The sequence below is a fragment of the Kitasatospora sp. NPDC015120 genome, from assembly GCF_043080305.1.
In the GTDB taxonomy this organism is placed as follows: domain Bacteria; phylum Actinomycetota; class Actinomycetes; order Streptomycetales; family Streptomycetaceae; genus Kitasatospora.
Window position 1 is genome coordinate 238,916 of the sequence record NZ_JBIBVJ010000009.1, and the last position, 23,550, is coordinate 262,465.

Below are 23,550 nucleotides of genomic sequence, written 5' to 3' on the forward strand. Positions count from 1 at the left end.
TCCTCGCGGGGGAAACAGAGGGGGGAAGGGTCAGCGGGCGCGCTTGTAGAACGGCAGCGCCACGACCTGGACCGGCTCGTGCTTGCCGCGCACGTCCACCGCGACGGTGGAGCCGGGGGCGGCGTGGGCGGCGTCCACGTAGGCCATCGCGATCGGCTTCTCCAGCGTGGGGGAGGGCGCGCCGGAGGTGATCCGGCCGATCGGCTCGCCGTCGGCGGAGACCACGGTGTACTCGGCGCGCGGCACCCGCTTGCCCTCGGAGACCAGGCCGACCAGCACCCGCGGCGGGTTGGCCTCGGCCTCGGCGGCGGCCCGCTCCAGGGCCTTGCGGCCGACGAAGGCGCCCTCGTTGGTGGTCTTGTCGAAGCGCACCACCCGGCCCAGGCCCGCGTCGAACGGGGTCAGGTCGGTGGACAGCTCGTGGCCGTACAGCGGCATGCCGGCCTCCAGGCGCAGCGTGTCGCGGCAGGACAGGCCGCAGGGGACGAGGCCGCGGTCGGCGCCGGCCTCGGTCAGCGCCTGCCAGATCTGCTCGGCGTCGCCCGGGTTGCAGAAGATCTCGAAGCCGTCCTCGCCGGTGTAGCCGGTGCGGGCGAGCAGCACGTCGCGGCCGGCCACCTGGGCCGGGAGGATCGCGTAGTACTTCAGGCCCGGCAGGTCGGCCTCGGTGGTGCCGGCCAGGATCGCGGTGGACTCCGGGCCCTGGACGGCGATCAGCGCGTAGGCGTCGCGGTCGTCGGAGACGACGGCGTTGTAGCCCTTGGCGCGGGCGATCAGCTCGTCCAGCACCAGCTGGGCGTTGGAGGCGTTGGCGACGACCAGGAAGGCGTCCTCGCGCAGGCGGTAGACGATGAGGTCGTCCAGGATGCCGCCGTCCTCGGCGCAGATCATGGTGTAGCGGGCGCGCAGCTCGCCGAGCGCGGAGACGAAGCCGACCAGCGCGTGGTCCAGCATCTCGCCGGCCTGCGGGCCGGTGACGGTGATCTCGCCCATGTGGGAGAGGTCGAACAGGCCCGCCTTGGTGCGGACGGCGAGGTGCTCCTCGCGCTCGCTGCCGTAGCGCAGCGGCATGTCCCAGCCGGCGAAGTCGGTCATGGTGGCGCCGAGGGCGCGGTGGAGCGCGTCGAGCGCGGTGAGGCGGAGGGACGACATGGCCAGGAACTCCTCGGTCGGGGCACTCAGGGGTGCGCACGCCGGGACCGGCCCTGTCTCGGGGGCGGCGGACCCTGCGCGCGGGCATGCGGCGGCTGGGTCTCCCCATCTGTCGTCGAACCTGAGAGCTTCACCGTCCACTGCCCTGTAAGGGACCAGCATGGCGGCTTGCACCGTGGGTGGGCGTACGGCAGGGCCGTGCGCCGCTTTCCAGATGTGCCTAACCCGTGCGGTAGGGGTGCCTGAGAGATTCCGGGGAGGACTTGCTCCTTCGGCGCCGGCTGTGCCGCCTGGACGGGGCACTCCGGACTCTCCCGCGCGGGTTCGAGCGGCCGGTATGGAGTTGGCGGGGCCTGGGTGGATGCCACCGCAGACGCGCACATCATGGCACGTCCGCGGGAATGAGGGGAGGGGGGCCTCCGTCACCGCGGGCCTGACCGTCCGGTGCGGGGCGCCGGAACGCTAGGCTGCGGGCATCGGCGGGCAGAGGACGGTACGGCGGCGGATGGAGTACCCGGTGGAGCAGCAGGGGTGGGGCGGGCCGGAGGCGGCGCCGCCGGGCGGCACGTGGCCGGCCAACGAGCTGGAGCAGGTGCTCACCGCCGCGCTCGGCGACCCGGGTGCGACCCCCCGGGTGATCGAGGTGCTGGCGCGCGGCCAGGTGTGGATCCCGCTGCCGTCGGGCGGCGACCCGCAGGGGCGGTCGCTGGACCTGCCGACGATCGAACTGGCCGGCGGCCCCTATGTCCCGGTGTTCTCCTCGCAGGAGGTGTTCCTCCAGCAGGCGCCCGGGATGCCGTTCGCGGTCGCCCCGGTGTGGGAGTTCGCCCGCGGCCTGCCGCTGGGCGTGGGCATCGCGGTCAACCCCGGGGCGGCGGTGGGCATCCCGGTGCCGCCGGAGGGCGTGGCCGAGCTGCGCCGCGGACCGCGCGAGGACCGCTGGGACGCCGGCCCGGACGCGCCGGAGGCTCCCGGCGGCGGCCGGGTGGCGCTGCGCGAGCCGGTGCCGGGCGAGGACCCGGAGGCGTTCCTGACCGCCTGCCGCGGGGAACTCGCGGCGCTGCCGGGAGTGCTGACCGCGCGGCGGGCGCTGGCCAGCGTCGAGGGCGAGCCGACCGTGATGTTCGTGGGCGTCCAGCTGGACCCGCTGGCCCCGGCCGACCCGGGTGCGGTGAACGAGGCATTGGGGCGAGCGCTGGGAACCGCGCCGCTGCCCGGCGGCGTCCACCTCGTACTGCTCGACCTCGCGGACGATCCGGTGGTCGACTGGTTGGTGAACCGGGTCGCGCCGTTCTACGTGCGGGGCTGATCCGGCCCCCGTCCGTCCGTCCGGCACCCGCCGGGCGGGGTGCGGGCGGGGCGGCGGCACGAACCCTGGCACGTCGGCGTGGCGGCGGTCGGCGGCCGCCCCATAGGGTGCGTGCTGACGGCCGCCGGGCCGCCGGTGACGGACGAGGAACGAAGAAGCGCAGCGAGGTGGGCGCATGAGTGCGGGATCGGTAGCTGGCGGTGCACCGGGGCCCTGGGGCCAGGCGCCCACCGGACGCCCGGATCCGGGCGCGCTGGAGCGCGCGCTGCGCGAGGTGGCGCCGGAGCGCTACGAGGCCTACGAGACGATGCTGCACGCGCTCGCCGAGGGCCGGGTCTGGATGCTGCTCTGGCACGGCACGCCGGGCAGCGCGGACGCCCAGTACGGGAACATGGAGATCAGCGGCCACGGCTACGCGCCGGCCGTCACCTCGCCCGAGCAGCTGGCGGCCTCCGGCTGGGCGCGGGCCCACGAGGTGATCTCCGGCCGGGAGATCGCGGCCTCGCTCTACCGCACCCGCTGGGGCCTGTGGCTGAACCCGCACGCCCCGGGCGGCGGGGTCGGCGTGCCGTGGGCGGACCTGCGGCGGGTCGCGGCGGGCCTGGACCGGCTGCCGGCCGGGCCGCTGAGGCTGAGCGAGCCGCAGGTGCCGGCCCAGCAGTTCTTCGCGCTGCTGGAGCGCCAGGCGGTCGAGGTGCGCGCGGTGAAGGCGCTGCGCCGGGCCTGGGTGCGGCCGTCGGTGGGCGAGCCGTACCTGGCCATCGGCCTGGACCTGTACGAGAGTTCACCGCCCACGGTGGAGGCCGTGCGGGCGCTGATGCAGCGGGCGATCGCGGTCGCGCCGGAGGGCCTCGCGGTCTCGACGGTGGCGATGGCGGACGAGTACGACCCGGTGGCGTTGTGGATGCGGGCCAACGCGCGCCCGTTCTACGACCGCGAGGCGGGCGGGCACGGCCGGCCGCAGACGGGCCCGTACCCGCCGGTGCCCCCGCCGCCGTACGCCGCGCAGCAGGGCCCGGCCCAGGGGCAGGGCTTCGGCTACGGCACCCATCCGCCGGCACAGGGCTGGCCCGGGCAGCAGCCGCCGCCGCAGCAGCCGTGGCCCGGCTACCCCGGTCGCTGACCGGCGGAACGCGCCCGAAACCCGACCGGGGAACCGGCTTGACGTCACGTCAGGCCGGTTTCGGCGTTTTTCCGGACGATCTCGCCGAAGGGGGTGGCAGACATCTTGACATGGCTGTTACAGCTGTGTGAAGAGGGATATGCCGAAGATCGTGGAGGTGCATGCGGACAGATCACAGTTGGGCATCTGTCGGTTGGCAGGGCTGGCGCAAGCCAGTTCGGATGGCAGAGAGTTCTGCAACAGCCCACCGCGCGTGGTTGGCGCCTCACAAAGGCGAACGCGCTGGCGGACCGCATGATCCACGTGACGCCCATCCCGCGTGGCAGCAGTACTGAGCACGTCGTACCGCTGGGAACACCCCCGTACCTGTACTTCCGCACGTCCGCACCCAAGCACGTCCGCACCAGCCGAGCCGCCGATCCCGGCGTCCGGCACCCGTGGGCCGGCCACCGTCGGCGAGGGGACCGAACTGACCATGACCGCACCCATCAAGACCGCCGGCAACGCACCGGAGGCAGACGCCGCCGCGAGCCCGGCCAAGAAGATCGAGGGCCGCTCGCTCGGCCGGATCGCCTGGACCCGCTTCAAGCGGGACAAGGCCGCCGTCGCCGGCGGCGTCGTGGTGATCCTGCTGATCCTGCTCGCCGTGCTGGCCAAGCCGATCGAGTCGGTTTTCGGCCTGGACCCCGACGCCCTCCACCAGGAACTGCTGGACGCCGATCTCGGCGGCCTCCCGCTGGGCGACTGGGGCGGCATGAGCTGGGACCACCCGCTCGGCGTCGACCCCCTGCAGGGCCGTGACCTGCTCACCCGCGTCATCGAGGGCTCCTGGGTCTCCCTGCTGGTCGCCTTCGGCGCGACCGTGCTGTCCAACACCATCGGCACCGTGCTCGGCATCATGGCCGGCTACTACGGCGGCTGGGTGGACACCCTGATCAGCCGGGTGATGGACGTCTTCCTCGCCTTCCCGCTGCTGCTCTTCGCCATCGCGATCTCCACGTCGCTGCAGGGCGGCGCGTTCGGCCTGCACGGCCTGCCGCTGCACATCATGGTGCTGATCTTCGTGATCGGCTTCTTCAACTGGCCCTACATCGGCCGGATCGTGCGCGGACAGACCCTCTCGCTGCGCGAACGCGAGTTCGTCTACGCGGCCCGCAGCCTGGGCGCCCGGGGGCCGTTCATCCTGTTCAAGGAACTGCTGCCCAACCTGGTCGGTCCGATCCTGGTCTACTCGACCCTGCTGATCCCGACCAACATCCTCTTCGAGGCCGGGCTGAGCTTCCTCGGCGTCGGCATCCAGCCCCCGCAGGCCTCCTGGGGCGGGATGCTCCAGGACGCGATCCGGTACTACCAGGTGGACCCCCAGTACATGGTGGTCCCCGGCCTGGCGATCTTCCTCACCGTGCTCGCGTTCAACCTGCTCGGCGACGGGCTGCGTGACGCCCTCGATCCCAAGAACAACTGACCGAACGTCAGGATCCCTCGTCAAGTCACCACTTCCCCAAGGGGTTGATCTCACCCATGCGTAGGTCCCGTACCGTCGCGCTGACCGCCATGGCCGCTGCCGCGGTCCTGGTCGTCACCGGCTGCTCGTCGAGCTCGAAGAGCGGCGACGCCAAGTCCACCGCCACCGGCACCGAGGCCGCGGGCGGCTCCGGGGCCAACGCGGCCACCAAGAACATCGTCAACGCCTCGGACAAGAAGGGCGGGACGGTCACCTTCGAGATGAAGGGCACCCCGGACTCGCTCGACCCGGGCAACACGTACTACGCCTACATCTACAACTTCTCGCGCCTGTACGGCCGTCCGCTCACCACCTTCCAGCCGGGCGCCGGCGAGGCGGGCAACAAGCTCGTCCCGGACCTCGCCGAGTCGCTCGGCCAGGTCAGCGCGGACGGCCTGACCTGGACGTACAAGCTGCGCAAGGGCCTGAAGTACGACGACGGCACCCCGATCACCTCGAAGGACGTCAAGTACGCCGTCGAGCGCTCCAACTTCGCGCCGGAGGTCAACTCCAACGGCCCGACGTACTTCAAGGAGCTGCTCGTCGACAACGAGGGCACGCCGTACGCGGGTCCGTACAAGGACAAGACCGGCGACCTGAAGTCGATCGAGACGCCCGACGACCTCACCGTCGTCTTCCACCTGAAGCACGCCTTCGCCGACTTCGACTACCTGGTGAGCGCCCCGCAGACCGCGCCGGTCCCGCAGGCCAAGGACACCGGCGCCGAGTACGTCAAGAAGATCGCCTCCTCCGGCTCCTTCAAGTTCGAGTCCTACGAGGACGGCAAGCAGGCCGTCCTGGTCCCGAACACCAACTGGGACCCGAGCACGGACCCGATCCGCAAGCAGCTGCCGGACAAGATCGTGCTGCGGATGAACATCGACCAGGCCACCATCGACAAGGACCTGCTGGCCGGCAACGCCCAGGTCGACCTGCTGGGCGGCGGTGTCGACCCGCAGACCCAGGCGCAGATCCTGCAGAACCCGAAGCTGAAGGCCAACACCGACAACGCCTACGGCGGCCGTCTGGTCTACATGGCGATCAACACCGACGTCGCGCCGTTCGACAACATCGAGTGCCGCAAGGCCGTCCAGTACGCGGTCGACAAGGTCTCGGTGCAGACCGCGCTCGGCGGCCCGATCCGCGGCCAGATCGCCAACACCGTGCTCCCGCCGGACATCCCGGGCCACCAGGACTTCAACGTCTGGGAGACCAAGGACAACAAGGGTGACGAGGCCAAGGCCAAGGCGGCCCTGAAGGCCTGCGGCAAGGACAGCATCACCACCGTGCTCTCCGCCCGCACCGAGCGCGCCACCGAGGTCGCCGCCGCCACCTCGATCCAGGCCGCGCTGAAGAAGGTCGGCATCAACGCCGAGATCCAGCAGTTCCCGCAGGGCAAGTACCTGACGGACAGCGCGGGTGCCCCGGCCTTCGCCAAGGAGCACAACATCGGCCTGATGATGATGCAGTGGGGCGCCGACTGGCCGACCGGCTACGGCTTCCTGCAGCAGATCGTCGACGGCCGCGCGATCAAGGCCTCCGGCAACAGCAACCTGGCCTCGCTGAACGACCCCACGGTCAACAAGCTGCTCGACGACGCCGCCACCAACCCGGACCGCGCGGCCCGCGAGAAGATCTACGGCGACATCGACAAGAAGGTCATGGAGCAGGCGGTCTACGTCCCGCTGACCGACTTCAAGGTCTTCCTGTACCGCCCGGACAGCGCCACCAACCTCGTGTCCACGCCGGCCTTCTCGGGTCAGTACGACTACCTGAACATCGGTACCACCAAGTAAGAGCCTGGCTCCGCATCCCTGAAGGCAGGTGAAGGCAGCGGCGCCCGCCGCCGTCCGGAGGACCCCGGACGGCGGCGGGCGGCCGGAGCCGACCAACTGTGTTTGCCTACATCATCCGCAGGATCCTCGCGGCCCTGGTGCTGCTGCTGGTCGTCAGCGCGGTCACCTTCGCGATCTTCTTCCTGCTCCCGCGCGTCGCCGGCGAGACGGTCGACCAGCTGGCCACCCAGTACATCGGGAAGAACCCGTCCCCCGAGGCGATCCAGGCGGTCAAGCAGAACCTCGGCCTCGACCAGCCGCTGTACACCCAGTACTGGAACTTCCTCAAGGCGCTGGTCAGCGGCGCCGAGTACAAGTTCGGCCCGGAACCGGCCACCTGCCACGTGCCCTGCTTCGGCTACTCCTTCAAGAACCACCTGGAGGTCTGGCCCGAGCTCACCAAGCGCATCCCGGTCACCATCTCGCTGGCCATCGGCGCGGCCGTGGTCTGGCTGACCTCCGGCGTCACCACCGGCGTGATCTCCGCGCTCAAGCCGCGCTCGATCTTCGACCGGCTCTCGATGGGCATCGCGCTCGCCGGCGTCTCGCTGCCGGTCTTCTTCACCGGCGCGCTGCTGCTCACCGTGTTCAGCTACGAGTGGCCGATCCTGGACAACCTCCAGTACGTCGACTTCACCGACAACCCGCTGATGTGGGCCCGCAACCTGATCCTCCCGTGGATCTCGCTGGCCTTCCTCTACTCCGCGCTCTACGCCCGGCTCACCCGCGCCGGAATGCTGGAGACCATGAGCGAGGACTACATCCGCACCGCCCGGGCCAAGGGCCTGGCCGAGTCCAAGGTCGTCACCCGGCACGGACTGCGCGCCGCGCTCACCCCGATCGTCACCATCTTCGGCATGGACCTCGGCCTGCTGCTCGGCGGCGCGCTGATCACCGAGCAGGTCTTCTCGCTCCAGGGCGTCGGCCAGTTCGCCGTGCAGGCGATCTCCGACAACGACCTGCCGAAGATCCTCGGCGTCACCCTGCTCGCCGCCTTCTTCATCGTCCTCTGCAACCTCGTGGTTGACCTCCTGTACGCCGCTGTCGACCCCCGGGTGAGGCTGTCGTGACCGAGCTCCAGAAGACCCCGGCCCGCACGGCCGCCCCGGGCGGCCAGGAGGCCTTCCTCTCCGTGCGGGACCTGCGGATCCACTTCGACACCGACGACGGCCTGGTCCGCTCCGTCGACGGGGTCAGCTTCGACCTCGCCAAGGGCCGCACCCTCGGCATCGTCGGCGAGTCCGGCTCCGGCAAGTCCGTCACCTCGCTCGGCATCATGGGCCTGCACCGCTCCAAGCGGGCCCGGATCACCGGCGAGATCCGGCTCGACGGCGAGGACCTCATCGCGGCCGGGCCGGCCCGGGTCCGCGAGCTGCGCGGCCGGCAGATGGCGATGATCTTCCAGGACCCGCTCACCGCGATGCACCCCTACTACACGGTGGGGCAGCAGATCGTCGAGGCCTACCGGGTGCACCACCCGCAGGCGGGCAAGAAGCAGGCCCGGGCCCGCGCCGTCGAGATGCTCGACCGGGTCGGCATCCCGCAGCCCGACCGCCGGGTCGACGACTACCCGCACCAGTTCTCCGGCGGCATGCGCCAGCGCGCGATGATCGCCATGGCGCTGGTCAACGACCCCTCGCTGCTGATCGCCGACGAGCCCACCACCGCCCTGGACGTCACCGTCCAGGCGCAGATCCTGGACCTCATCCGGGACCTCCAGGAGGAGTTCGGCTCGGCCGTCATCATCATCACCCACGACCTCGGGGTGGTCGCCGAGCTCGCCGACGACATCCTCGTCATGTACGGCGGCAAGTGCGTCGAGCGGGGCCCGGCCGAGACCCTCTTCGACGCTCCCGAGCACCCCTACACCTGGGGCCTGCTGGGCTCGATGCCGCGCCTCGACCGCGAGCTGCAGGACCGGCTCGTCCCGGTCAGGGGCACCCCGCCCAGCCTGATCAACGTGCCGTCCGGCTGCGCCTTCCACCCGCGCTGCCCCTACGCCGGGCTGACCGGCGGGCGCTCCTCCGAGGAGACCCCGGGCCTGACCGAGGTCACGCCCGGACACCACGCCGCCTGCCACCTCGCGCTCGCCGAGCGGCACCGCATCTTCGCCGAAGAGATCGCGCCCCGGCTGTGAGCCCGGCCTCGTACCACCATTCTGGAGAGAACCGATGACGGACACTCAGGCGGCGGGCCCCGACCCCATCACGACGGTGCCCGCGCAGGCGCCCGCCCCGGACCGGCAGCCGCTGCTCAAGGTGACCGGCCTGGTCCGGCACTTCCCCATTCACAGCGGCCTGCTGCGGCGCCAGACGGGCGCCGTCCGGGCGGTCGACGGCATCGACTTCACGGTCAACGCCGGTGAGACCCTGGGCGTCGTCGGGGAGTCCGGCTGCGGCAAGTCGACGATGGGCCGGCTGGTCACCCGGCTGGACGAACCCACCGGCGGGACGGTCGAGTTCGAGGGCACCGACATCACCCACCTGGGGGTCGGGGCGATGCGGCCGCTGCGCCGCGACATCCAGATGATCTTCCAGGACCCGTACTCCTCGCTGAACCCCCGGCACACCGTCGGCACCATCGTCGGCGCGCCGTTCAAGCTGCAGAAGGCCGAGCCCGCGGGCGGGATCAAGAAGGCCGTCCAGGAGCTGCTGGAGCTGTGCGGGCTCAGCCCCGAGCACTACAACCGCTACCCGCACGAGTTCTCCGGCGGCCAGCGCCAGCGCATCGGCATCGCCCGGGCGCTCGCCCTGCGGCCGAAGATGATCGTGGCGGACGAGCCGGTCTCCGCGCTCGACGTCTCGATCCAGGCCCAGGTGGTCAACCTGCTCGACGACCTCCAGCGGGAGCTCGGCCTGACCTACCTGATCATCGCGCACGACCTCTCGGTGGTCCGGCACGTCTCCGACCGGGTCGCGGTGATGTACCTCGGCAAGATCGTCGAGATCGCCGACCGGGACTCGCTCTACCGCAGCCCGATGCACCCGTACACCACCGCGCTGATGTCCGCGGTGCCGGTGCCCGACCCGCGCCGCCGCCAGCGCGCCGGGCGCGAGCGCATCCTGCTCAAGGGGGACGTGCCCTCGCCGATCAACCCGCCCAGCGGCTGCCGCTTCCGCACCCGCTGCTGGAAGGCGCAGGAGATCTGCGCGAGCCAGGAGCCGCCGCTCGCCGTCGCGAGCGAGGGGCACCAGGTGGCGTGCCACTTCCCCGAGAACGTGCCCGCGGGGGAGAAGGCCCCGGCCCCGGCGTGACCGCCCGTGCGGAGGGGAGGCTCGGCCGGGTCACACTGGTGCGGTGACCTCGCAGATCTTCCCCTCCGACGTGCAGCAGTCGCTGGACCTCGTCGGCATCTTCGTCTTCGCCCTCTCCGGGGGGCTGCTCGCCGTCCGCAAGAACATGGACATCTTCGGCATCTGTGTGCTGGCCGAGGTCACCGCGCTCGGCGGCGGCGTGATGCGCGACCTCGTCATCGGGGCCACCCCGGTCGCCGCCTTCACCAACCTGGGCTACTTCGTCGACCCGCTGATCGCCGCCCTGGTCGTCTTCTTCCTGCACCCCGAGGTCGAGCGGATCAACCGCGCCGTCCAGACCCTCGACGCGCTCGGACTCGGCCTGTTCTGCGTCACCGGCACCGCCAAGGCCCACGACTTCGGCCTCGGCGCCGTCTCCGCCGTCGCCCTCGGCATGGTGACCGCCGCCGGGGGCGGCGTGATGCGCGACGTCCTGGCCGGCGAGATCCCCTCGCTGCTGCGCTGGGACCGCGAGATCTACGCCGTGCCCGCGCTGGTCGGCGCCGCGCTGGTCGCCGTCCTGATCGCGCTCGACAGCCTCACCGCCGTCACCGGCACCGCCGCCGCGCTCACCGCGTTCGTGCTGCGGATGCTCGCCCTCACGTACGGCTGGCGCGCACCGCGGGCCTGGCACCGCAACGGTTCTCGCACCAGCGAGGAGTAGGCGAGCCGCCGTACGCCAGCGAGATCGCCTCCGCCGTGCAGAGCAGCTCGGGCACCAGCCGCACCAGCTCGGCCGGCGACACCCGGTCCGTCGGCGCCGAGATCGCGCACGCCGCGACCGCCCGCCGGTCGCTGCCCGCCACCGGCGCGGCGACACAGGTCACCGCCTCCAGGTGCTCGGCCGACTCCGCCGCCCAGCCCCGCCGGCGCACCGCCGCCAGATCGGCCGACAGCTCCTCCTCCGCCAGGCCGTCCTGCGGCAGCCCCGCCAGCAGCACCCGGCCGATCGCCGTCCCGTTGGCCGGCGCGCGCCGCCCGATCCGGCTCGGCCGGCCCGCCGCGGTGCTCCACCGCCCGCCCAGCTCGTCCAGGTACAGCACCTCGTCGTCCTGCAGCACCGCCAGCTGCACCGTGCAGCCGCAGCGCTCGTGCAGCGACGCCAGGAACGGCGCGGCGACCTGCCGGACGTCGATCTCCTGCAGGGCCCGCTGCGCCAGCGACAGCACCCGGCCGCCCAGCCGGTAGCGCCGGTCGGACAGCCGGTGGACGAACCCGTGCTCCTCCAGCGTGCGCAGCAGGCGCAGCGCGGTGGACTTGTGCACGCCGATCGAGGTGGCGGCCTGCTCCAGGGTGACCGGGCCGTCGCCGAGCGACCCGAGCAGGGTCAGCGCGCGATCGACCGACTGCGACATCCCGTCCCCCCGACTCCCGGTTCCGCTCACGCCGCGTGGTGGTGGCCGTCAGGCTAACCGCTCGCGGGCCCCGCGCCGTACCGGGGCTGCCCGGACGGGCAGCGTCGCGGTGCGCGGTGTCCGGTGGCCGGATCGGTGCGCTGCGGCGCGCTGCGGCCGGCCCGTCCGTCCGTGCCGGTCCGGCTCCGCCCGGGGGGCCTCTACAATCGGATGGTTATGCCATACCTGGACCATGCGGCGACCACGCCGATGCTGCCCGAGGCGATCGCCGCGATGACGGCGCACCTGGGGGTCGTCGGCAACGCCTCCTCCCTGCACGCGTCCGGCCGCCGGGCGCGCCGGGTGGTCGAGGAGGCCCGCGAGTCGCTGGCCGACTCGCTCGGCGCCCGGCCCAGCGAGATCGTCCTCACCGGTGGCGGCACCGAGTCCGACAACCTGGCCGTCAAGGGCCTGTACTGGGCCCGCCGCGGCGCCGACCCGGCCCGCACCCGGGTGCTCTGCAGCCCGGTCGAGCACCACGCGGTGCTGGACGCGGTGCACTGGCTCGCCGAGCACGAGGGCGCCACCGTCGACTACCTGCCGGTGGACGCGCTCGGCCGGGTCCACCCGGCGGCGCTGCGCGAGGCGATCGAGCGCGATCCGGCCTCGGTCGCGCTGGTCACCGTGATGTGGGCGAACAACGAGGTCGGCACCGTCCAGCCGGTCGCCGAACTCGCCGCCGTGGCCGCCGAGTACGGCATCCCGATGCACGCCGACGCGGTGCAGGCGCTCGGCCAGGTCCCGGTCTCCTTCGCCGACTCCGGGCTGACCGCGCTCACCGTCACCGGCCACAAGATCGGCGGCCCGTTCGGCATCGGCGCGCTGCTGCTGTCGCGCGGTGCGGCGCCCGTCCCCCTGCTGCACGGCGGCGGCCAGGAGCGCGACGTGCGCTCCGGCACCCTGGACGCGCCCGGCGCGGCCGGCTTCGCCGCCGCGGCGGCGGTCGCCGTCGAGCGGCGCGCGGAGCACGCCGTCACCCTGGGCGCGCTCCGCGACGAGCTGGTCGCGGCGGTGCTGGCGGGCGTCCCGGACGCGGTGCTCAACGGCGACCCGGCGGCGCAGGGGCGACTGCCGGCCAACGCGCACTTCTCCTTCCCCGGCTGCGAGGGCGACGCGCTGCTGATGCTGCTCGACGCCCAGGGCATCGAGTGCTCCACCGGCTCGGCCTGCTCGGCCGGCGTCCCGCAGCCCAGCCACGTGCTGCTGGCGATGGGCGTCGACCCGCTGCTGGCCCGCGCCTCGCTGCGGTTCTCGTTCGGCCACACGTCGAGCCGGGAGGACGTCACCGCCCTCGCCGAGGCCATCGCCCCGGCCGTCCAGCGCGCCCGCAACGCGGGCCTGGCGGCCGTCCGGCGGTAGGTACGCTTGGTGGCATCATGACTGACTTCCCGGGTGCCCCGACCGCTCCGTCCGCCACTGGCCGCCTGCGCGTGCTCGCGGCGATGTCCGGCGGGGTGGACTCCGCCGTCGCCGCCGCCCGCGCCGTCGAAGCCGGGCACGAGGTGACCGGCGTGCACCTGGCGCTCTCCAGCAACCCGCAGTCCTTCCGGACCGGCGCGCGCGGCTGCTGCACCATCGAGGACTCCCGGGACGCGCGCCGGGCCGCCGACGTGATCGGCATCCCGTTCTACGTCTGGGACCTCGCCGAGCGCTTCCGCGAGGACGTCATCGACGACTTCGTCGCCGAGTACGCGGCCGGCCGCACCCCGAACCCGTGCCTGCGCTGCAACGAGAAGATCAAGTTCGCCGCGCTGCTGGACAAGGCGATCGCGCTCGGCTTCGACGCCGTCTGCACCGGCCACTACGCCCGGATCGTCGACCTCCCGGACGGCTCGCGCGAGCTGCACCGGGCCGTGGACGCCGCCAAGGACCAGTCCTACGTGCTCGGCGTGCTGGACGCCGACCAGCTCGCCCACTCGCTCTTCCCGCTCGGCGACACCACCAAGGACGTCATCCGCGAGGAGGCTGAGCGGCGCGGCCTGGCCGTCGCCAGGAAGCCGGACAGCCACGACATCTGCTTCATCGCGGACGGCGACACCCAGGGCTTCCTGGCCCGGCACCTCGGCACCGCCACCGGCGACATCCTGGACGTCGACGGCACCAAGCTCGGCGAGCACGACGGCGCCTACGGCTTCACCATCGGCCAGCGCAAGGGCCTGCGGATCGGCCGCCCGGCCGCCGACGGCAAGCCGCGCTACGTCCTGGACATCTCCCCGGTGAACAACACCGTCACCGTCGGCCCGGCCGAGGGCCTGGACGTCACCGCCCTCACCGCCATCCGCCCCCGCTGGTGCGGCACCGAGCCCCTGGCCGACGGCCGCTACACCGCCCAGCTGCGCGCCCACGGCGAGGAGGTCCCGGTCTCCGCCTCCGTCGTCGGCGACACCCTCCACGTCACCCTCGACACCCCGGCCCGCGGCATCGCCCCCGGCCAGGCCGTCGTCCTCTACGACGGCCCCCGCGTCGTCGGCTCCGCCACCATCGCCACCACCCACCGCCCCGCCGTCACCGCCTGACGGGCCGCGCTCGTGGCCGCCCGCGCCGCCTGGTCTCCTGCGTACGGGGAACTCCGAGCCGACGCCGCTCCACGCGGTGTCCGTCGCCGGGGTCGGTGATGCGGGAGGACGGCCGGGTGCCGGCGATCCGGCCGGCGACGGGACGGGGGAGCCGCAGGGGCGCCGTGGGACAGCGCCGTACCGTCGTGCGGGCCCATGACGGGCGACATCCGGAGCCCGGCCGGGACCGTGACCACACCCGCAGCGACCGGAAGTCCGGCGACGAGATCCACGTCCCCGAACCCTTCGGCTTCGCGCTGAGCCCGGCGGCGCTCGTGCCGTACAAGGACCGGGACGGTGGACAAAGGCGGTGAGCGGGGGCGCGTGGACGTGATAGACCGGTGAGCACTATGAATATTTGTGTCTTCTGCTCCGCCGCCTCGCTCGACGACCGCTACTCCGCCCCCGCCGCCGAGTTCGCCCGGCTCCTCGGGGAGGGCGGGCACACGCTGGTGTGGGGCGGCTCGAACGCCGGGCTGATGGGGGAGCTGGCGGACGGGGTGAAGGCGGCCGGCGGGCAGCTGGTCGGGATCTCCGTCGAGTTCCTCCAGCACAAGGCGTACGAGGGCGCCGACGAGCTGGTCGTCACCGCCGCCCTCGCGGAGCGCAAGGCGCTGCTGCTGTCGCGGGCGGACGCGGTCGTCGTCCTGGTCGGCGGGCTGGGCACGCTGGACGAGGTGACCGAGGTGCTGGAGCTCAAGAAGCACGCGCTGCACGACAAGCCGGTGGTCGTGCTGGACACCGAGGGCTTCTACGCGGGCCTGCGCACCCAGATGGAGCGGATGGACGCGGAGGGCTTCCTGCCCCGCCCGCTCGCCGAGCTGATCACCTTCGCCGACACCCCGGCCCAGGTCTTCGAGCAGCTGAAGGCCTGAGAGGATCGGAACCATGGCCACTCATCTGATCACCGGCGCCGGCTCCGGCATCGGCGCCGTCCTCGCCGAACGTCTCGCCGAGCGCGGCGACGAACTCTGGCTGCTCGCCCGCGACGCCCGCCGGGCCGCCGAGCTGCGCGAGCGGTTCCCCGGCGCGAAGACCCTGGTCGGCGACCTCGGCGACCCGGCGAAGCTCTCCTGGGCCTTCGGGCACCAGGCGCTGCCGGTCGAGCTGGACTCGCTGCTGCACGTGGCCGGCGTGGTCGAGCTCGGCCCGGTCGGCGAGCTGCCCGTCAAGGCCTGGCAGGACACCCTGAACGTCAACCTGGTCGCCCCCGCCGAGCTGACCCGGCTGCTGCTGCCCTCGGTGCGGCTGGTGAAGGGCCACGTGGTGTTCGTGAACTCCGGCGCCGGCCTGCGCGCGAGCGCCGACTGGTCGGCCTACGCGGCGAGCAAGCACGGCCTGAAGGCGCTCGCGGACTCGCTGCGGCTGGAGGAGCACGGCAACGGCGTGCGGGTCACCTCCGTCTACCCGGGCCGCACCGCCACCGCGATGCAGGTCAAGGTGCACCAGCAGGAGGGCAGGGCGTACGACGCCGGGCAGTGGATCGAGCCCGGGTCGGTGGCGAAGGCGGTCCTGGCGGCGCTGGGCGCCTCCCGGGACGCGGAGATCACCGACATCACGGTCCGCCCCGGGCACTGAGCGAGCCGGGGCGGCGCGCGCACTAGGCTCGGACGGGTGAGCAACGGACACCCCTTCCCCGACCTGGTCGGCGCCGCCACCGGCGTCGGCTCGCTGCCCGGCACCGACGCCCGGGAGGCCGCCAAGACGTCCACCGGCGCGCTGGAGCACCTGCCGTTCCTCCCGGAGCTGCCCGCCCGCGGGCCGGGCGCCGACATGATCGGCCGCTCCGCCGGCCTGCTGGTGGAGCTGTTCGCGCAGACCGAGCCGAGCGGCTGGCGGTTCACCGACCGCCCCGGCCGCGACACCCGGCGTGCGCACTCCTGGCTCGGCGAGGACCTCGACGCCCTGGAGGAGTTCACCCAGGGCTACCGGGGCGCGCTGAAGCTGCAGGCGGTCGGCCCGTGGACGCTGGCCGCGTCCGTCGAGCTCAAGTACGGCGAGAAGGCGCTCGCCGACCCCGGCGCCTGCCGGGACATCGCCGGCTCGCTCACCGAGGGCCTGCGCCGCCACCTCGCCGACGTCCGCAGGCGGGTGCCCGGCGCGGAGGTGGTGCTCCAGCTGGACGAGCCCTCGCTGCCCGCCGTGCTGGCCGGCGAGGTGAGGACCGCCAGCGGCTTCCAGCGGCTGCGCGCCGTCGACCGGCAGCTCGCCGAGGAGGCGCTGCGGAACGTCATCGGCGCCCTGGACGCGCCCGTGGTGGTGCACTGCTGCGCGCCCCGGGTGCCGCTGCCGCTGCTGCGCCGGGCCGGGGTGGCCGGCGTCTCGCTGGACTTCTCGCTGCTGACCGAGCGTGAGGACGACGACCTCGGCGAGGCGGTCGAGGCGGGCACCGTGATCTTCGCCGGTGTCGTCCCCTCCACTGACCAGGCACTGTCGGACCCGGCCGGTAGTGTCCAGGGTGTCAGGACGTTGTGGCGCAGGCTCGGGTTCGCCCCGGAGCTGCTGGGCCGCCGTGTGCTGGTGACGCCCACCTGCGGGCTGGCCGGGGCCTCCCCGGCCCACGCCCGTGCGGCGTTGTCACTCAGCGTGAAGGCGGCCCGGAGCCTGGTGGACAACCCGGAATGAGAGATTGACGGAGGGCTTGCGGTGGTGGCTGTCGAGGGCTGGGAGGACGTTCCGGCGGAGGTGCGCAAGCGGCACGCCGAGCTGGCGGCCGAGATCACCGACCACCGGGCCCGTTACTACGAGCAGGACGCGCCGGTCGTCAGCGACGCCGAGTTCGACGCGCTGATGCGCGAGCTGGAGGGGCTGGAGGCCGAGCACCCGGCGCTGGTCACCCCGGAGTCGCCCTCGCAGAAGGTCGGCGGCGCGCCCACCCTGCTGTTCGCCCCGGTCGAGCACCGGGAGCGGCTGCTCAGCCTGGACAACGCGATGGACGACGAGGAGCTCGCCGCCTGGGCCGAGCGGGTCGCCGCCGAGCTGTCCGGCATCGAGTACCACTACCTGTGCGAGCTCAAGGTGGACGGCCTGGCCGTCAACCTCACCTACGAGAACGGCCGGCTGGTGCAGGCCGCGACCCGCGGCGACGGCCGGATCGGCGAGGACATCACCGCCAACGTCCGCACCATCAAGGAGATCCCGCACCGGCTCCGGGGCGACGACGTCCCGGAGCTGGTGGAGATCCGCGGCGAGGTCTACTTCCCGACCGAGGCCTTCGAGGCGCTCAACGCCTCCTTCTCGGAGGAGAACGAGCGCCGCCGGGCGGAGAACGAGGAACGCGCCAAGGAGGGCAAGCGCCCCCGGGCGATGATCCGGCTGTTCATGAACCCGCGCAACGCCGCGGCCGGCTCGCTGCGGCAGAAGGACCCGCTGGTCACCGCCTCCCGCCCGCTGCACATGGTGGTGCACGGCATCGGCGCGCGCTCCGGCTTCGACATCGACAACCAGTCGCACGCCTACGACCTGCTGCGCGCGTGGGGCCTGCCGACCGCCCGGCACAACAAGGTGGTCGGCACGCTGGACGAGGTGCGGGCGTTCATCAAGCACTTCGGCGAGCAGCGGCACTCGGTCGAGCACGAGATCGACGGCGTGGTCGTCAAGGTGGACGAGATCGCCCTGCAGGGCCGGCTCGGCTCCACCTCCAAGTCCCCGCGCTGGGCGATCGCCTGGAAGTACCCGCCGGAGGAGGTCACCGGCAAGCTGGCCGCGATCAAGGTCGGCATCGGCCGCACCGGCCGGGCCACCCCGTACGCGGTGCTGGCCGAGCCGGTGAAGGTGGCCGGCTCGATGGTGCAGTACGCGACCCTGCACAACCAGGAGATCGTCAAGGCCAAGGACGTCCTGCTCGGCGACACGGTGGTGCTGCGCAAGGCCGGCGACGTGATCCCGGAGATCCTCGGCCCGGTGTACGACCTGCGGGACGGCACCGAGCAGGCGTTCGTGATGCCCTCGCACTGCCCCGAGTGCGGCAGCGAACTGCGGGCGATGGCCGAGGGGGACATCGACCTGCGCTGTCCCAACGCGCAGTTCTGCCCGGCCCAGATCCGTGAGCGGATCGCCTTCCTCGGCGGGCGCTCGGCCCTGGACATCGAGGGCCTCGGCTACGTCGCGGCGACCGCGCTGACCCAGCCGCTGCAGCCGGCCGAGGCGCCGGTGCGCAACGAGGGCGACATCTTCGGACTGTCGGTCGAGCAGCTGCTCCCGATCAAGGTGCTGGTGCGCGACCAGAAGACCGGCATGCCGAAGCTCGACGACGAGACCGGCGAGGAGAAGGAGGTGTTCTTCTTCGCCACCACGACCGGTGCGCCGAAGAAGAACACCGGGCTGATGCTGGAGAACATCGAGAAGGCCAAGGACCGCCCGCTCTGGCGGTTCCTCAACGGCCTGTCGATCCGGCACGTCGGCCCGGTGGCAGCCCAGGACCTCGCCCGGGAGTTCCGCGACCTGGACGCGATCTTCGCGGCCGGCGAGGAGCGGCTGGCCGCCACCGAGGGCGTCGGCGCGGGCACCGCGCGCTCGATCATCGAGTGGTACCAGGTGGACTGGCATCGGGAGATCATCGAGAAGTGGCGCGCCGCCGGTGTCCGCTTCACCGAGGAGGCGGCCGAGGAGGAGGGCGAGCGTCCGCTGGAGGGGCTGACGGTCGTCGTCACCGGCACGCTGGCCGGGCACACCAGGGACGGCGCCAAGGAGGCGTTGACCTCGCGGGGCGCCAAGGTGACCGGCTCGGTGTCGAAGAAGACCCACTTCGTGGTGGCCGGCGACAATCCCGGCTCCAAGTACGACAAGGCGGTCCAGCTGGGGCTGCCGGTCCTCGACGACGCGGGCTTCACGATCCTGCTGGAGCAGGGGCCGGCCGCCGCCCGGGTCCACCTGGGGCTGCCGCCGGAGCCGGAGGAGGAGCCGGCGAAGAAGGCCCCGGCGAAGAAGGCGCCGGCGAAGAAGAAGGCGGCCGCCGGAACGGCCGCCGAGGGGGAGGAGCAGCAGCCCGCCGCGGAGCCAGGGGAGGAGCCCGCCGAGCAGCCCGCCGCGGAGCCCGTCGAGGACTGACCCCACGCGCGGAAGCCCCGGATCCGGCTTGTTATCGTCCTGATGCAACGTCACCGGGTGCCGCACAGTGTTAGCGGGCATCGTGTCACTGTGCGGCACCGGGGGGCGTGGCGGCGTATGTCCGGTTGTCCGAAAGTCTGCCCGTCGGGTGGAGCCACGCATACCCTGGAGCGCAACAGAGTGTCAGCAGGGGTGGGGGTACCGGCTGAGCCGGACTCCGCGGGGCCGCTCCCTGCCCGGCAGGCTGCCGGTACCGGTACGGTGCCTCACCGCTAGGCGGCCTGACGGGGCGGGCCCGACGGAGGACAGGGCTTATGGATCGTACGACCGGCGGCGCGCCCACACGCCCGCCGCAGGGGGTGGCGGGGGCCGTTCTGCTGCTCGGCGTGCTGCTGGCCGGCGCGGCGCCGCTCATCCCGCTGGCCGTGCTGGTCTACCGCTACGAGGCCGAACTGCTGCCGCTGTTCGCGGTGCCGCTGGCCGTGCTGGTCGCCGCCTGGCGGATCGCCCGGGACCGCGCGCGCGACCAGCTCACCGATCCGCTGACCGACCTGCCCAACCGCCAGGCCCTGCTGCTCGCCGCCCAGGAGGCGATCGCCGAGCACTCCGAGGGCTACAGCGTCGGTCTGATCCTGCTCGACCTCGACCGCTTCCGGTCGCTCAACGACACCCTCGGCCACACCGCCGGCGACCGGCTGCTCGTCCACATCGCCCGCCGGCTGCACCGCGCCCTGCGCTCCGGCGGGGCGGCCGGCAGCGCCACCCGCGAGTCCATCGACGACGTCTTCGCCGGACTGCCCCGGCACTACCGCGGCCGCCCGATGGTGGCCCGGATGGGCGGCGACGAGTTCGCCGTGCTGCTGCCCGGCATCGGCTGCCCGGACTCGCTGGAGAAGGTCGCCAAGGCCCTGATCGCCGAACTGGCCGCGCCGATCCGGCTGGACGGCCTGCTGCTCGTCCTGGAGGCGAGCGCCGGCGTCTGCGTCTTCCCCCAGCACGCCCAGGACGCCGAGTCGCTGCTACGCCGCGCCGACGTCGCGATGGGCCACGCGCAGCGCGGCCGCACCTCGGTCGAGCAGTACGACGAGGCGCAGGACGCCGACACCCCGTACCGGATCGGCCTGCTGGGCGACCTGCGGCGGGCCCTGGAGACCGGCGAGGTGCAGCTGCACTACCAGCCCAAGGTGGCCTTCGACGGCCGGGTGGTCGGGCTGGAGGCGCTGCTGCGCTGGGAGCGCCCCGGCCAGGGCCGGGTCTCGCCGGACGAGTTCGTCGGCCTCGCCGAGTCCAGCGGGCTGATGCCCCGGCTGACCGACTACGTGCTGGAGGCCGCCGTCGGCCAGCTCGCCCACTGGCGCGAGCAGGGTCTCCAGGTGCAGGTCGCGGTGAACGTCTCGCCGCGCGACGTGCTCAATCCCGGCTTCGCCCAGCGGGTCGCCGGCCACCTCGTGCGCCACCAGGTGCCGGCCCACGCGCTCCAGCTGGAGATCACCGAGCGGCTGCTGCTGGACGACTCCCGGCGGGCCGCCGACACCCTCGCCGAACTGCGCGGCTACGGGGTCGGGATGTCCCTGGACGACTTCGGGACGGGCCACTCCTCGCTGGTGCGGCTGCGCAGCCTGCCGGTCGGCGAGCTGAAGATCGACCGTTCCTTCGTCTCCCGGATGGCCACCGACGACCACGACGCGGCGGTGGTCCGCTGCTCGGTCGAGCTGGCCCACTCGCTCGGCCTGACCGTGGTCGCCGAGGGGGTCGAGGACGACGAGACCTGGGAGCGGCTGAACTGCATGGGCGTGGACGCGGTGCAGGGCTGGCTGGTCTCGGCGGCGCTGCCGGCCGAGCAGGCCACCGCCTGGCTGCGGGTGCACCGCACCGGCGCCCCGCCGGTGGAGCGGCTCGCCGCCGCCGCCTCCGCCCCCGCCGAGCGGCTGCCGCCGGTGATCAAACCCGCCCTGCCGCCGGTGATCCAGGCGGTGCAGGCCGCCGCGGTGGAGATCCAGGCGCCCCCGCGGCACAGTTGGGCACCGACCCGCCCGCAGTGAGCGGCCGCGGACGACGGTGAACGGCGGTGCGCGGCGGCAGTGACCCCGGCCCGCCGCTGGTCGTTGGCCGGTGGCCGGGCCGCGCCCCATAGGATGGTCACCACAGACCACGAGGACGGGAGCGCCGGACCGGCCGCTCCCGGCCCGGGCCCGGCGCCGCCGGAAGGCGGATCCGGGCCTCACCAGAACTCACCCTGAGGATCGCTGCATGCCTGGCATCACGCGCGAGGAGGTCGCCCACCTCGCTCGGCTGTCGCGTCTTGAGTTGCAGGCCGAAGAGCTGGACCACTTCGCCGAGCAGCTCGACGTGATCATCGGCGCGGTCGCCCGCGTTTCCGAGGTCGCCGGACAGGACGTCCCGCCCACCTCCCACCCGCTGCCGCTGACCAACGTCATGCGCGCGGACGAGGTCCGGCCGTCGCTCACCCCGGAGCAGGCGCTGGCCGGAGCCCCGGCCGCCGAGGAGCAGCGTTTCCGCGTTCCCCAGATCCTCGGGGAGGACTGACCGAGATGACCGACCTGATCCGTTACACCGCCGCCGAGACGGCCACCGCCATCGCCAAGGGCGAGGTGTCCGCCGTCGAGGTCGCGCAGGCGCACCTGGACCGCATCGAGGCCGTCGACCAGAAGGTCAACGCCTTCCTGCACGTCGACACCGAGGGCGCGCTGAGCGCCGCGCGGGCCGTCGACGAGAAGCGCGCCAAGGGCGAGGAGCTGGGCCCGCTGGCCGGCGTCCCGCTGGCGCTGAAGGACGTCTTCACCACCAAGGGCGTGCCGACCACCTGCGGCTCGAAGATCCTCGACGGCTGGATCCCGCCGTACGACGCCACGCTGACCTCGCGGCTCAAGGACGCCGGCGTCGTCATCCTCGGCAAGACCAACATGGACGAGTTCGCGATGGGCTCCTCCACCGAGAACTCGGCCTACGGCACCACCGGCAACCCGTGGGACCTCTCCCGGATCCCCGGCGGCTCCGGCGGCGGCTCGGCGGCCGCGCTGGCCGCCTTCGAGGCCCCGCTGGCGATCGGCACCGACACCGGCGGCTCGATCCGCCAGCCCGGCGCCGTCACCGGCACCGTCGGCGTGAAGCCGACCTACGGCTCGGTCTCCCGCTACGGCCTGGTGGCCTTCTCCAGCAGCCTGGACCAGGGCGGCCCGTGCGCCCGCACCGTGCTGGACGCGGCGCTGCTGCATGAGGCCATCGCCGGCCACGACCCGCTGGACTCCACCTCGATCGACGCGCCGGTGCCGGCCGTGGTCGAGGCCGCCCGGATGCGCGACATCCGCGGCATGCGGATCGGCGTGGTCAAGGAGTTCGCCGGCGAGGGCTACCAGGCCGGCGTCATGCAGCGCTTCGACGAGTCGGTGGAGCTGCTGCGCGAGCTGGGCGCCGAGGTCGTCGAGGTCTCCTGCCCGTCGTTCACCCTGGCGCTGCCCGCGTACTACCTGATCGCGCCCAGCGAGGCCTCGTCCAACCTGGCCCGCTTCGACGCGATGCGCTACGGCCTGCGGGTCGGCGACGACGGCACCCGCTCCGCCGAGGAGGTCACCGCGCTGACCCGCGAGGCCGGCTTCGGCCCCGAGGTCAAGCGCCGCATCATCCTCGGCACCTACGCGCTCTCCTCGGGCTACTACGACGCCTACTACGGCTCGGCCCAGAAGGTGCGCACGCTGATCTCCCGCGACTTCGACGCCGCCTTCGCCGGTGTGGACGTCCTGGTCTCGCCGACCACCCCGACCACCGCCTTCCCGATCGGCGAGCGCGCCGACGACCCGATGGCGATGTACCTGGCCGACCTCTGCACGATTCCGTCCAACCTGGCGGGCAACGCGGCGATGTCGCTGCCCTGCGGCCTGGCTCCGGAGGACAATCTCCCGGTCGGCCTGCAGATCATCGCACCCGCGATGGCGGACGACCGCCTGTACCGCGTGGGCGGCGCCGTCGAGGCCGCACTCAACGACAAGTGGGGGCACACCCTGCTGGAGGAGGCACCGGCACTGTGAGCAAGATCGAGAAGGCGAAGGCCCAGTCTGCGTCTTTGAAGGGGTGGAAGCACTCCAAGCCCGGGCTGTGGCTGTCGATCGGGACCAGCGCGTTCGGCGCGATCTCCATCACCAAGGACGTCCGCAAGGCCCGCGAGGAGAACGACACCCTCAAGCTGGTCAACGCGCTCGTCGGGGCCGCCGCCCTGATCACCGGCACCGCCCTGCTGGTGCGCGAGCTGCGCCGCCTCGGCGACGACGACGTCCTGCTGGGCTAGCCCGGGGGGCCCGGCCGGTACCGCGGTACCGGC

The 23,550-nt window shown here is 72.8% G+C and carries 20 protein-coding genes, 1 pseudogene and 1 riboswitch; of the genes and pseudogenes, 19 read left to right on the forward strand and 2 right to left on the reverse strand.

The window, feature by feature from the left end:
* Positions 1–30: 30 nt before the first annotated feature.
* Entirely contained in the window at positions 31–1,152 is a 1,122-nt protein-coding gene (gene gcvT, locus ACF1AK_RS22360) for a glycine cleavage system aminomethyltransferase GcvT (RefSeq protein ID WP_391500560.1), read from the reverse strand.
* 220 nt (positions 1,153–1,372) lie between these two features.
* A riboswitch (glycine riboswitch) is annotated at positions 1,373–1,479 on the reverse strand.
* 178 nt (positions 1,480–1,657) lie between these two features.
* On the opposite strand from gcvT, the gene ACF1AK_RS22365 reads away from it, so the two are divergent.
* The 8 genes from ACF1AK_RS22365 to ACF1AK_RS22400 all read left to right on the forward strand — a co-directional run bounded on the left by ACF1AK_RS22365 (position 1,658) and on the right by ACF1AK_RS22400 (position 10,880).
* The gene (locus tag ACF1AK_RS22365) at positions 1,658–2,461 is read left to right on the forward strand and encodes an enhanced serine sensitivity protein SseB (protein WP_391500561.1); all 804 of its coding nucleotides are present in this window, start codon (positions 1,658–1,660) and stop codon (positions 2,459–2,461) included.
* Between the two features lie 175 nt (positions 2,462–2,636).
* Positions 2,637–3,584, forward strand: coding sequence for an enhanced serine sensitivity protein SseB C-terminal domain-containing protein (locus ACF1AK_RS22370; protein ID WP_391500562.1), 948 nt, complete (start codon positions 2,637–2,639; stop codon positions 3,582–3,584).
* A gap of 475 nt (positions 3,585–4,059) precedes the next feature.
* Positions 4,060–5,049 carry an ABC transporter permease gene (locus ACF1AK_RS22375; protein ID WP_391500563.1) on the forward strand — a complete coding sequence of 330 codons (990 nt, stop codon included), beginning with the start codon at positions 4,060–4,062 and terminating at the stop codon, positions 5,047–5,049.
* A 56-nt stretch (positions 5,050–5,105) separates the two neighbouring features.
* Positions 5,106–6,884, forward strand: coding sequence for an ABC transporter substrate-binding protein (locus ACF1AK_RS22380; RefSeq protein WP_391500564.1), 1,779 nt, complete (start codon positions 5,106–5,108; stop codon positions 6,882–6,884).
* A 98-nt stretch (positions 6,885–6,982) separates the two neighbouring features.
* Positions 6,983–7,993, forward strand: coding sequence for an ABC transporter permease (locus ACF1AK_RS22385; protein ID WP_391500565.1), 1,011 nt, complete (start codon positions 6,983–6,985; stop codon positions 7,991–7,993).
* On the forward strand, positions 7,990–9,060 hold the full coding sequence (locus tag ACF1AK_RS22390) for an ABC transporter ATP-binding protein (protein WP_391500566.1): 1,071 nt from the start codon (positions 7,990–7,992) through the stop codon (positions 9,058–9,060). Before ACF1AK_RS22385 ends, ACF1AK_RS22390 begins: the two co-directional genes overlap by 4 nt.
* 34 nt (positions 9,061–9,094) lie before the next feature.
* On the forward strand, positions 9,095–10,177 hold the full coding sequence (locus ACF1AK_RS22395) for an ABC transporter ATP-binding protein (protein ID WP_391500567.1): 1,083 nt from the start codon (positions 9,095–9,097) through the stop codon (positions 10,175–10,177).
* 43 nt (positions 10,178–10,220) lie between these two features.
* Positions 10,221–10,880: a trimeric intracellular cation channel family protein gene (locus tag ACF1AK_RS22400; RefSeq protein ID WP_391500568.1), complete on the forward strand. Its 660-nt coding sequence runs from the start codon at positions 10,221–10,223 to the stop codon at positions 10,878–10,880.
* Here ACF1AK_RS22400 and ACF1AK_RS22405 read toward each other — a convergent pair.
* The gene (locus ACF1AK_RS22405) at positions 10,816–11,571 is read right to left on the reverse strand and encodes an IclR family transcriptional regulator (RefSeq protein WP_391500569.1); all 756 of its coding nucleotides are present in this window, start codon (positions 11,569–11,571) and stop codon (positions 10,816–10,818) included. The two genes, ACF1AK_RS22400 and ACF1AK_RS22405, sit on opposite strands and share 65 nt — an antisense overlap.
* A gap of 216 nt (positions 11,572–11,787) precedes the next feature.
* On the opposite strand from ACF1AK_RS22405, the gene ACF1AK_RS22410 reads away from it, so the two are divergent.
* The 11 genes and pseudogenes from ACF1AK_RS22410 to ACF1AK_RS22460 all read left to right on the forward strand — a co-directional run bounded on the left by ACF1AK_RS22410 (position 11,788) and on the right by ACF1AK_RS22460 (position 23,517).
* Complete coding sequence (locus ACF1AK_RS22410; protein ID WP_391500570.1) at positions 11,788–12,969, forward strand: cysteine desulfurase family protein; 1,182 nt, start codon at positions 11,788–11,790, stop codon at positions 12,967–12,969.
* 17 nt (positions 12,970–12,986) lie between these two features.
* Positions 12,987–14,126 carry a tRNA 2-thiouridine(34) synthase MnmA gene (gene mnmA, locus ACF1AK_RS22415; RefSeq protein WP_391500571.1) on the forward strand — a complete coding sequence of 380 codons (1,140 nt, stop codon included), beginning with the start codon at positions 12,987–12,989 and terminating at the stop codon, positions 14,124–14,126.
* Positions 14,127–14,290: 164 nt separating this feature from the next.
* Positions 14,291–14,479 (forward strand): hypothetical protein, encoded by a 189-nt coding sequence (locus ACF1AK_RS22420; RefSeq protein ID WP_391500572.1) that lies wholly within the window; start codon positions 14,291–14,293, stop codon positions 14,477–14,479.
* A gap of 36 nt (positions 14,480–14,515) precedes the next feature.
* The gene (locus tag ACF1AK_RS22425; protein ID WP_391500600.1) at positions 14,516–15,040 is read left to right on the forward strand and encodes a TIGR00730 family Rossman fold protein; all 525 of its coding nucleotides are present in this window, start codon (positions 14,516–14,518) and stop codon (positions 15,038–15,040) included.
* Positions 15,041–15,053: 13 nt separating this feature from the next.
* A complete protein-coding gene (locus tag ACF1AK_RS22430; RefSeq protein ID WP_391500573.1) occupies positions 15,054–15,743 on the forward strand; it encodes an SDR family oxidoreductase in 690 nt (229 codons plus the stop codon).
* A 36-nt stretch (positions 15,744–15,779) separates the two neighbouring features.
* Positions 15,780–16,790, forward strand: a complete 1,011-nt coding sequence (locus ACF1AK_RS22435) for a methionine synthase (protein ID WP_391500574.1) — start codon at positions 15,780–15,782, stop codon at positions 16,788–16,790.
* Between the two features lie 24 nt (positions 16,791–16,814).
* Positions 16,815–19,214 carry an NAD-dependent DNA ligase LigA gene (gene ligA / locus ACF1AK_RS22440; RefSeq protein ID WP_391500601.1) on the forward strand — a complete coding sequence of 800 codons (2,400 nt, stop codon included), beginning with the start codon at positions 16,815–16,817 and terminating at the stop codon, positions 19,212–19,214.
* A gap of 377 nt (positions 19,215–19,591) precedes the next feature.
* Positions 19,592–21,299: pseudogene (locus tag ACF1AK_RS22445) on the forward strand (putative bifunctional diguanylate cyclase/phosphodiesterase); the annotation flags it as partial.
* Between the two features lie 165 nt (positions 21,300–21,464).
* Positions 21,465–21,761: an Asp-tRNA(Asn)/Glu-tRNA(Gln) amidotransferase subunit GatC gene (gene gatC / locus ACF1AK_RS22450; protein ID WP_035845952.1), complete on the forward strand. Its 297-nt coding sequence runs from the start codon at positions 21,465–21,467 to the stop codon at positions 21,759–21,761.
* 5 nt (positions 21,762–21,766) lie between these two features.
* Positions 21,767–23,260: an Asp-tRNA(Asn)/Glu-tRNA(Gln) amidotransferase subunit GatA gene (gene gatA / locus ACF1AK_RS22455; protein WP_391500575.1), complete on the forward strand. Its 1,494-nt coding sequence runs from the start codon at positions 21,767–21,769 to the stop codon at positions 23,258–23,260.
* Positions 23,257–23,517 carry a hypothetical protein gene (locus tag ACF1AK_RS22460; protein WP_391500576.1) on the forward strand — a complete coding sequence of 87 codons (261 nt, stop codon included), beginning with the start codon at positions 23,257–23,259 and terminating at the stop codon, positions 23,515–23,517. The genes gatA and ACF1AK_RS22460 overlap by 4 nt, the downstream gene beginning before the upstream one ends.
* Positions 23,518–23,550: the final 33 nt, after the last annotated feature.

What these genes read in the sequence shown, in the direction of transcription:
- gcvT (WP_391500560.1), bottom strand. Translation starts at nt 1,152, where the DNA reads ATGTCGTCCCTCCGCCTCACCGCGCTCGACGCGCTCCACCGCGCCCTC.
- ACF1AK_RS22365 (WP_391500561.1), top strand. Translation starts at nt 1,658, where the DNA reads ATGGAGTACCCGGTGGAGCAGCAGGGGTGGGGCGGGCCGGAGGCGGCG.
- ACF1AK_RS22370 (WP_391500562.1), top strand. Translation starts at nt 2,637, where the DNA reads ATGAGTGCGGGATCGGTAGCTGGCGGTGCACCGGGGCCCTGGGGCCAG.
- ACF1AK_RS22375 (WP_391500563.1), top strand. Translation starts at nt 4,060, where the DNA reads ATGACCGCACCCATCAAGACCGCCGGCAACGCACCGGAGGCAGACGCC.
- ACF1AK_RS22380 (WP_391500564.1), top strand. Translation starts at nt 5,106, where the DNA reads ATGCGTAGGTCCCGTACCGTCGCGCTGACCGCCATGGCCGCTGCCGCG.
- ACF1AK_RS22395 (WP_391500567.1), top strand. Translation starts at nt 9,095, where the DNA reads ATGACGGACACTCAGGCGGCGGGCCCCGACCCCATCACGACGGTGCCC.
- ACF1AK_RS22405 (WP_391500569.1), bottom strand. Translation starts at nt 11,571, where the DNA reads ATGTCGCAGTCGGTCGATCGCGCGCTGACCCTGCTCGGGTCGCTCGGC.
- ACF1AK_RS22410 (WP_391500570.1), top strand. Translation starts at nt 11,788, where the DNA reads ATGCCATACCTGGACCATGCGGCGACCACGCCGATGCTGCCCGAGGCG.
- mnmA (WP_391500571.1), top strand. Translation starts at nt 12,987, where the DNA reads ATGACTGACTTCCCGGGTGCCCCGACCGCTCCGTCCGCCACTGGCCGC.
- ACF1AK_RS22425 (WP_391500600.1), top strand. Translation starts at nt 14,516, where the DNA reads ATGAATATTTGTGTCTTCTGCTCCGCCGCCTCGCTCGACGACCGCTAC.
- ACF1AK_RS22430 (WP_391500573.1), top strand. Translation starts at nt 15,054, where the DNA reads ATGGCCACTCATCTGATCACCGGCGCCGGCTCCGGCATCGGCGCCGTC.
- gatC (WP_035845952.1), top strand. Translation starts at nt 21,465, where the DNA reads ATGCCTGGCATCACGCGCGAGGAGGTCGCCCACCTCGCTCGGCTGTCG.
- gatA (WP_391500575.1), top strand. Translation starts at nt 21,767, where the DNA reads ATGACCGACCTGATCCGTTACACCGCCGCCGAGACGGCCACCGCCATC.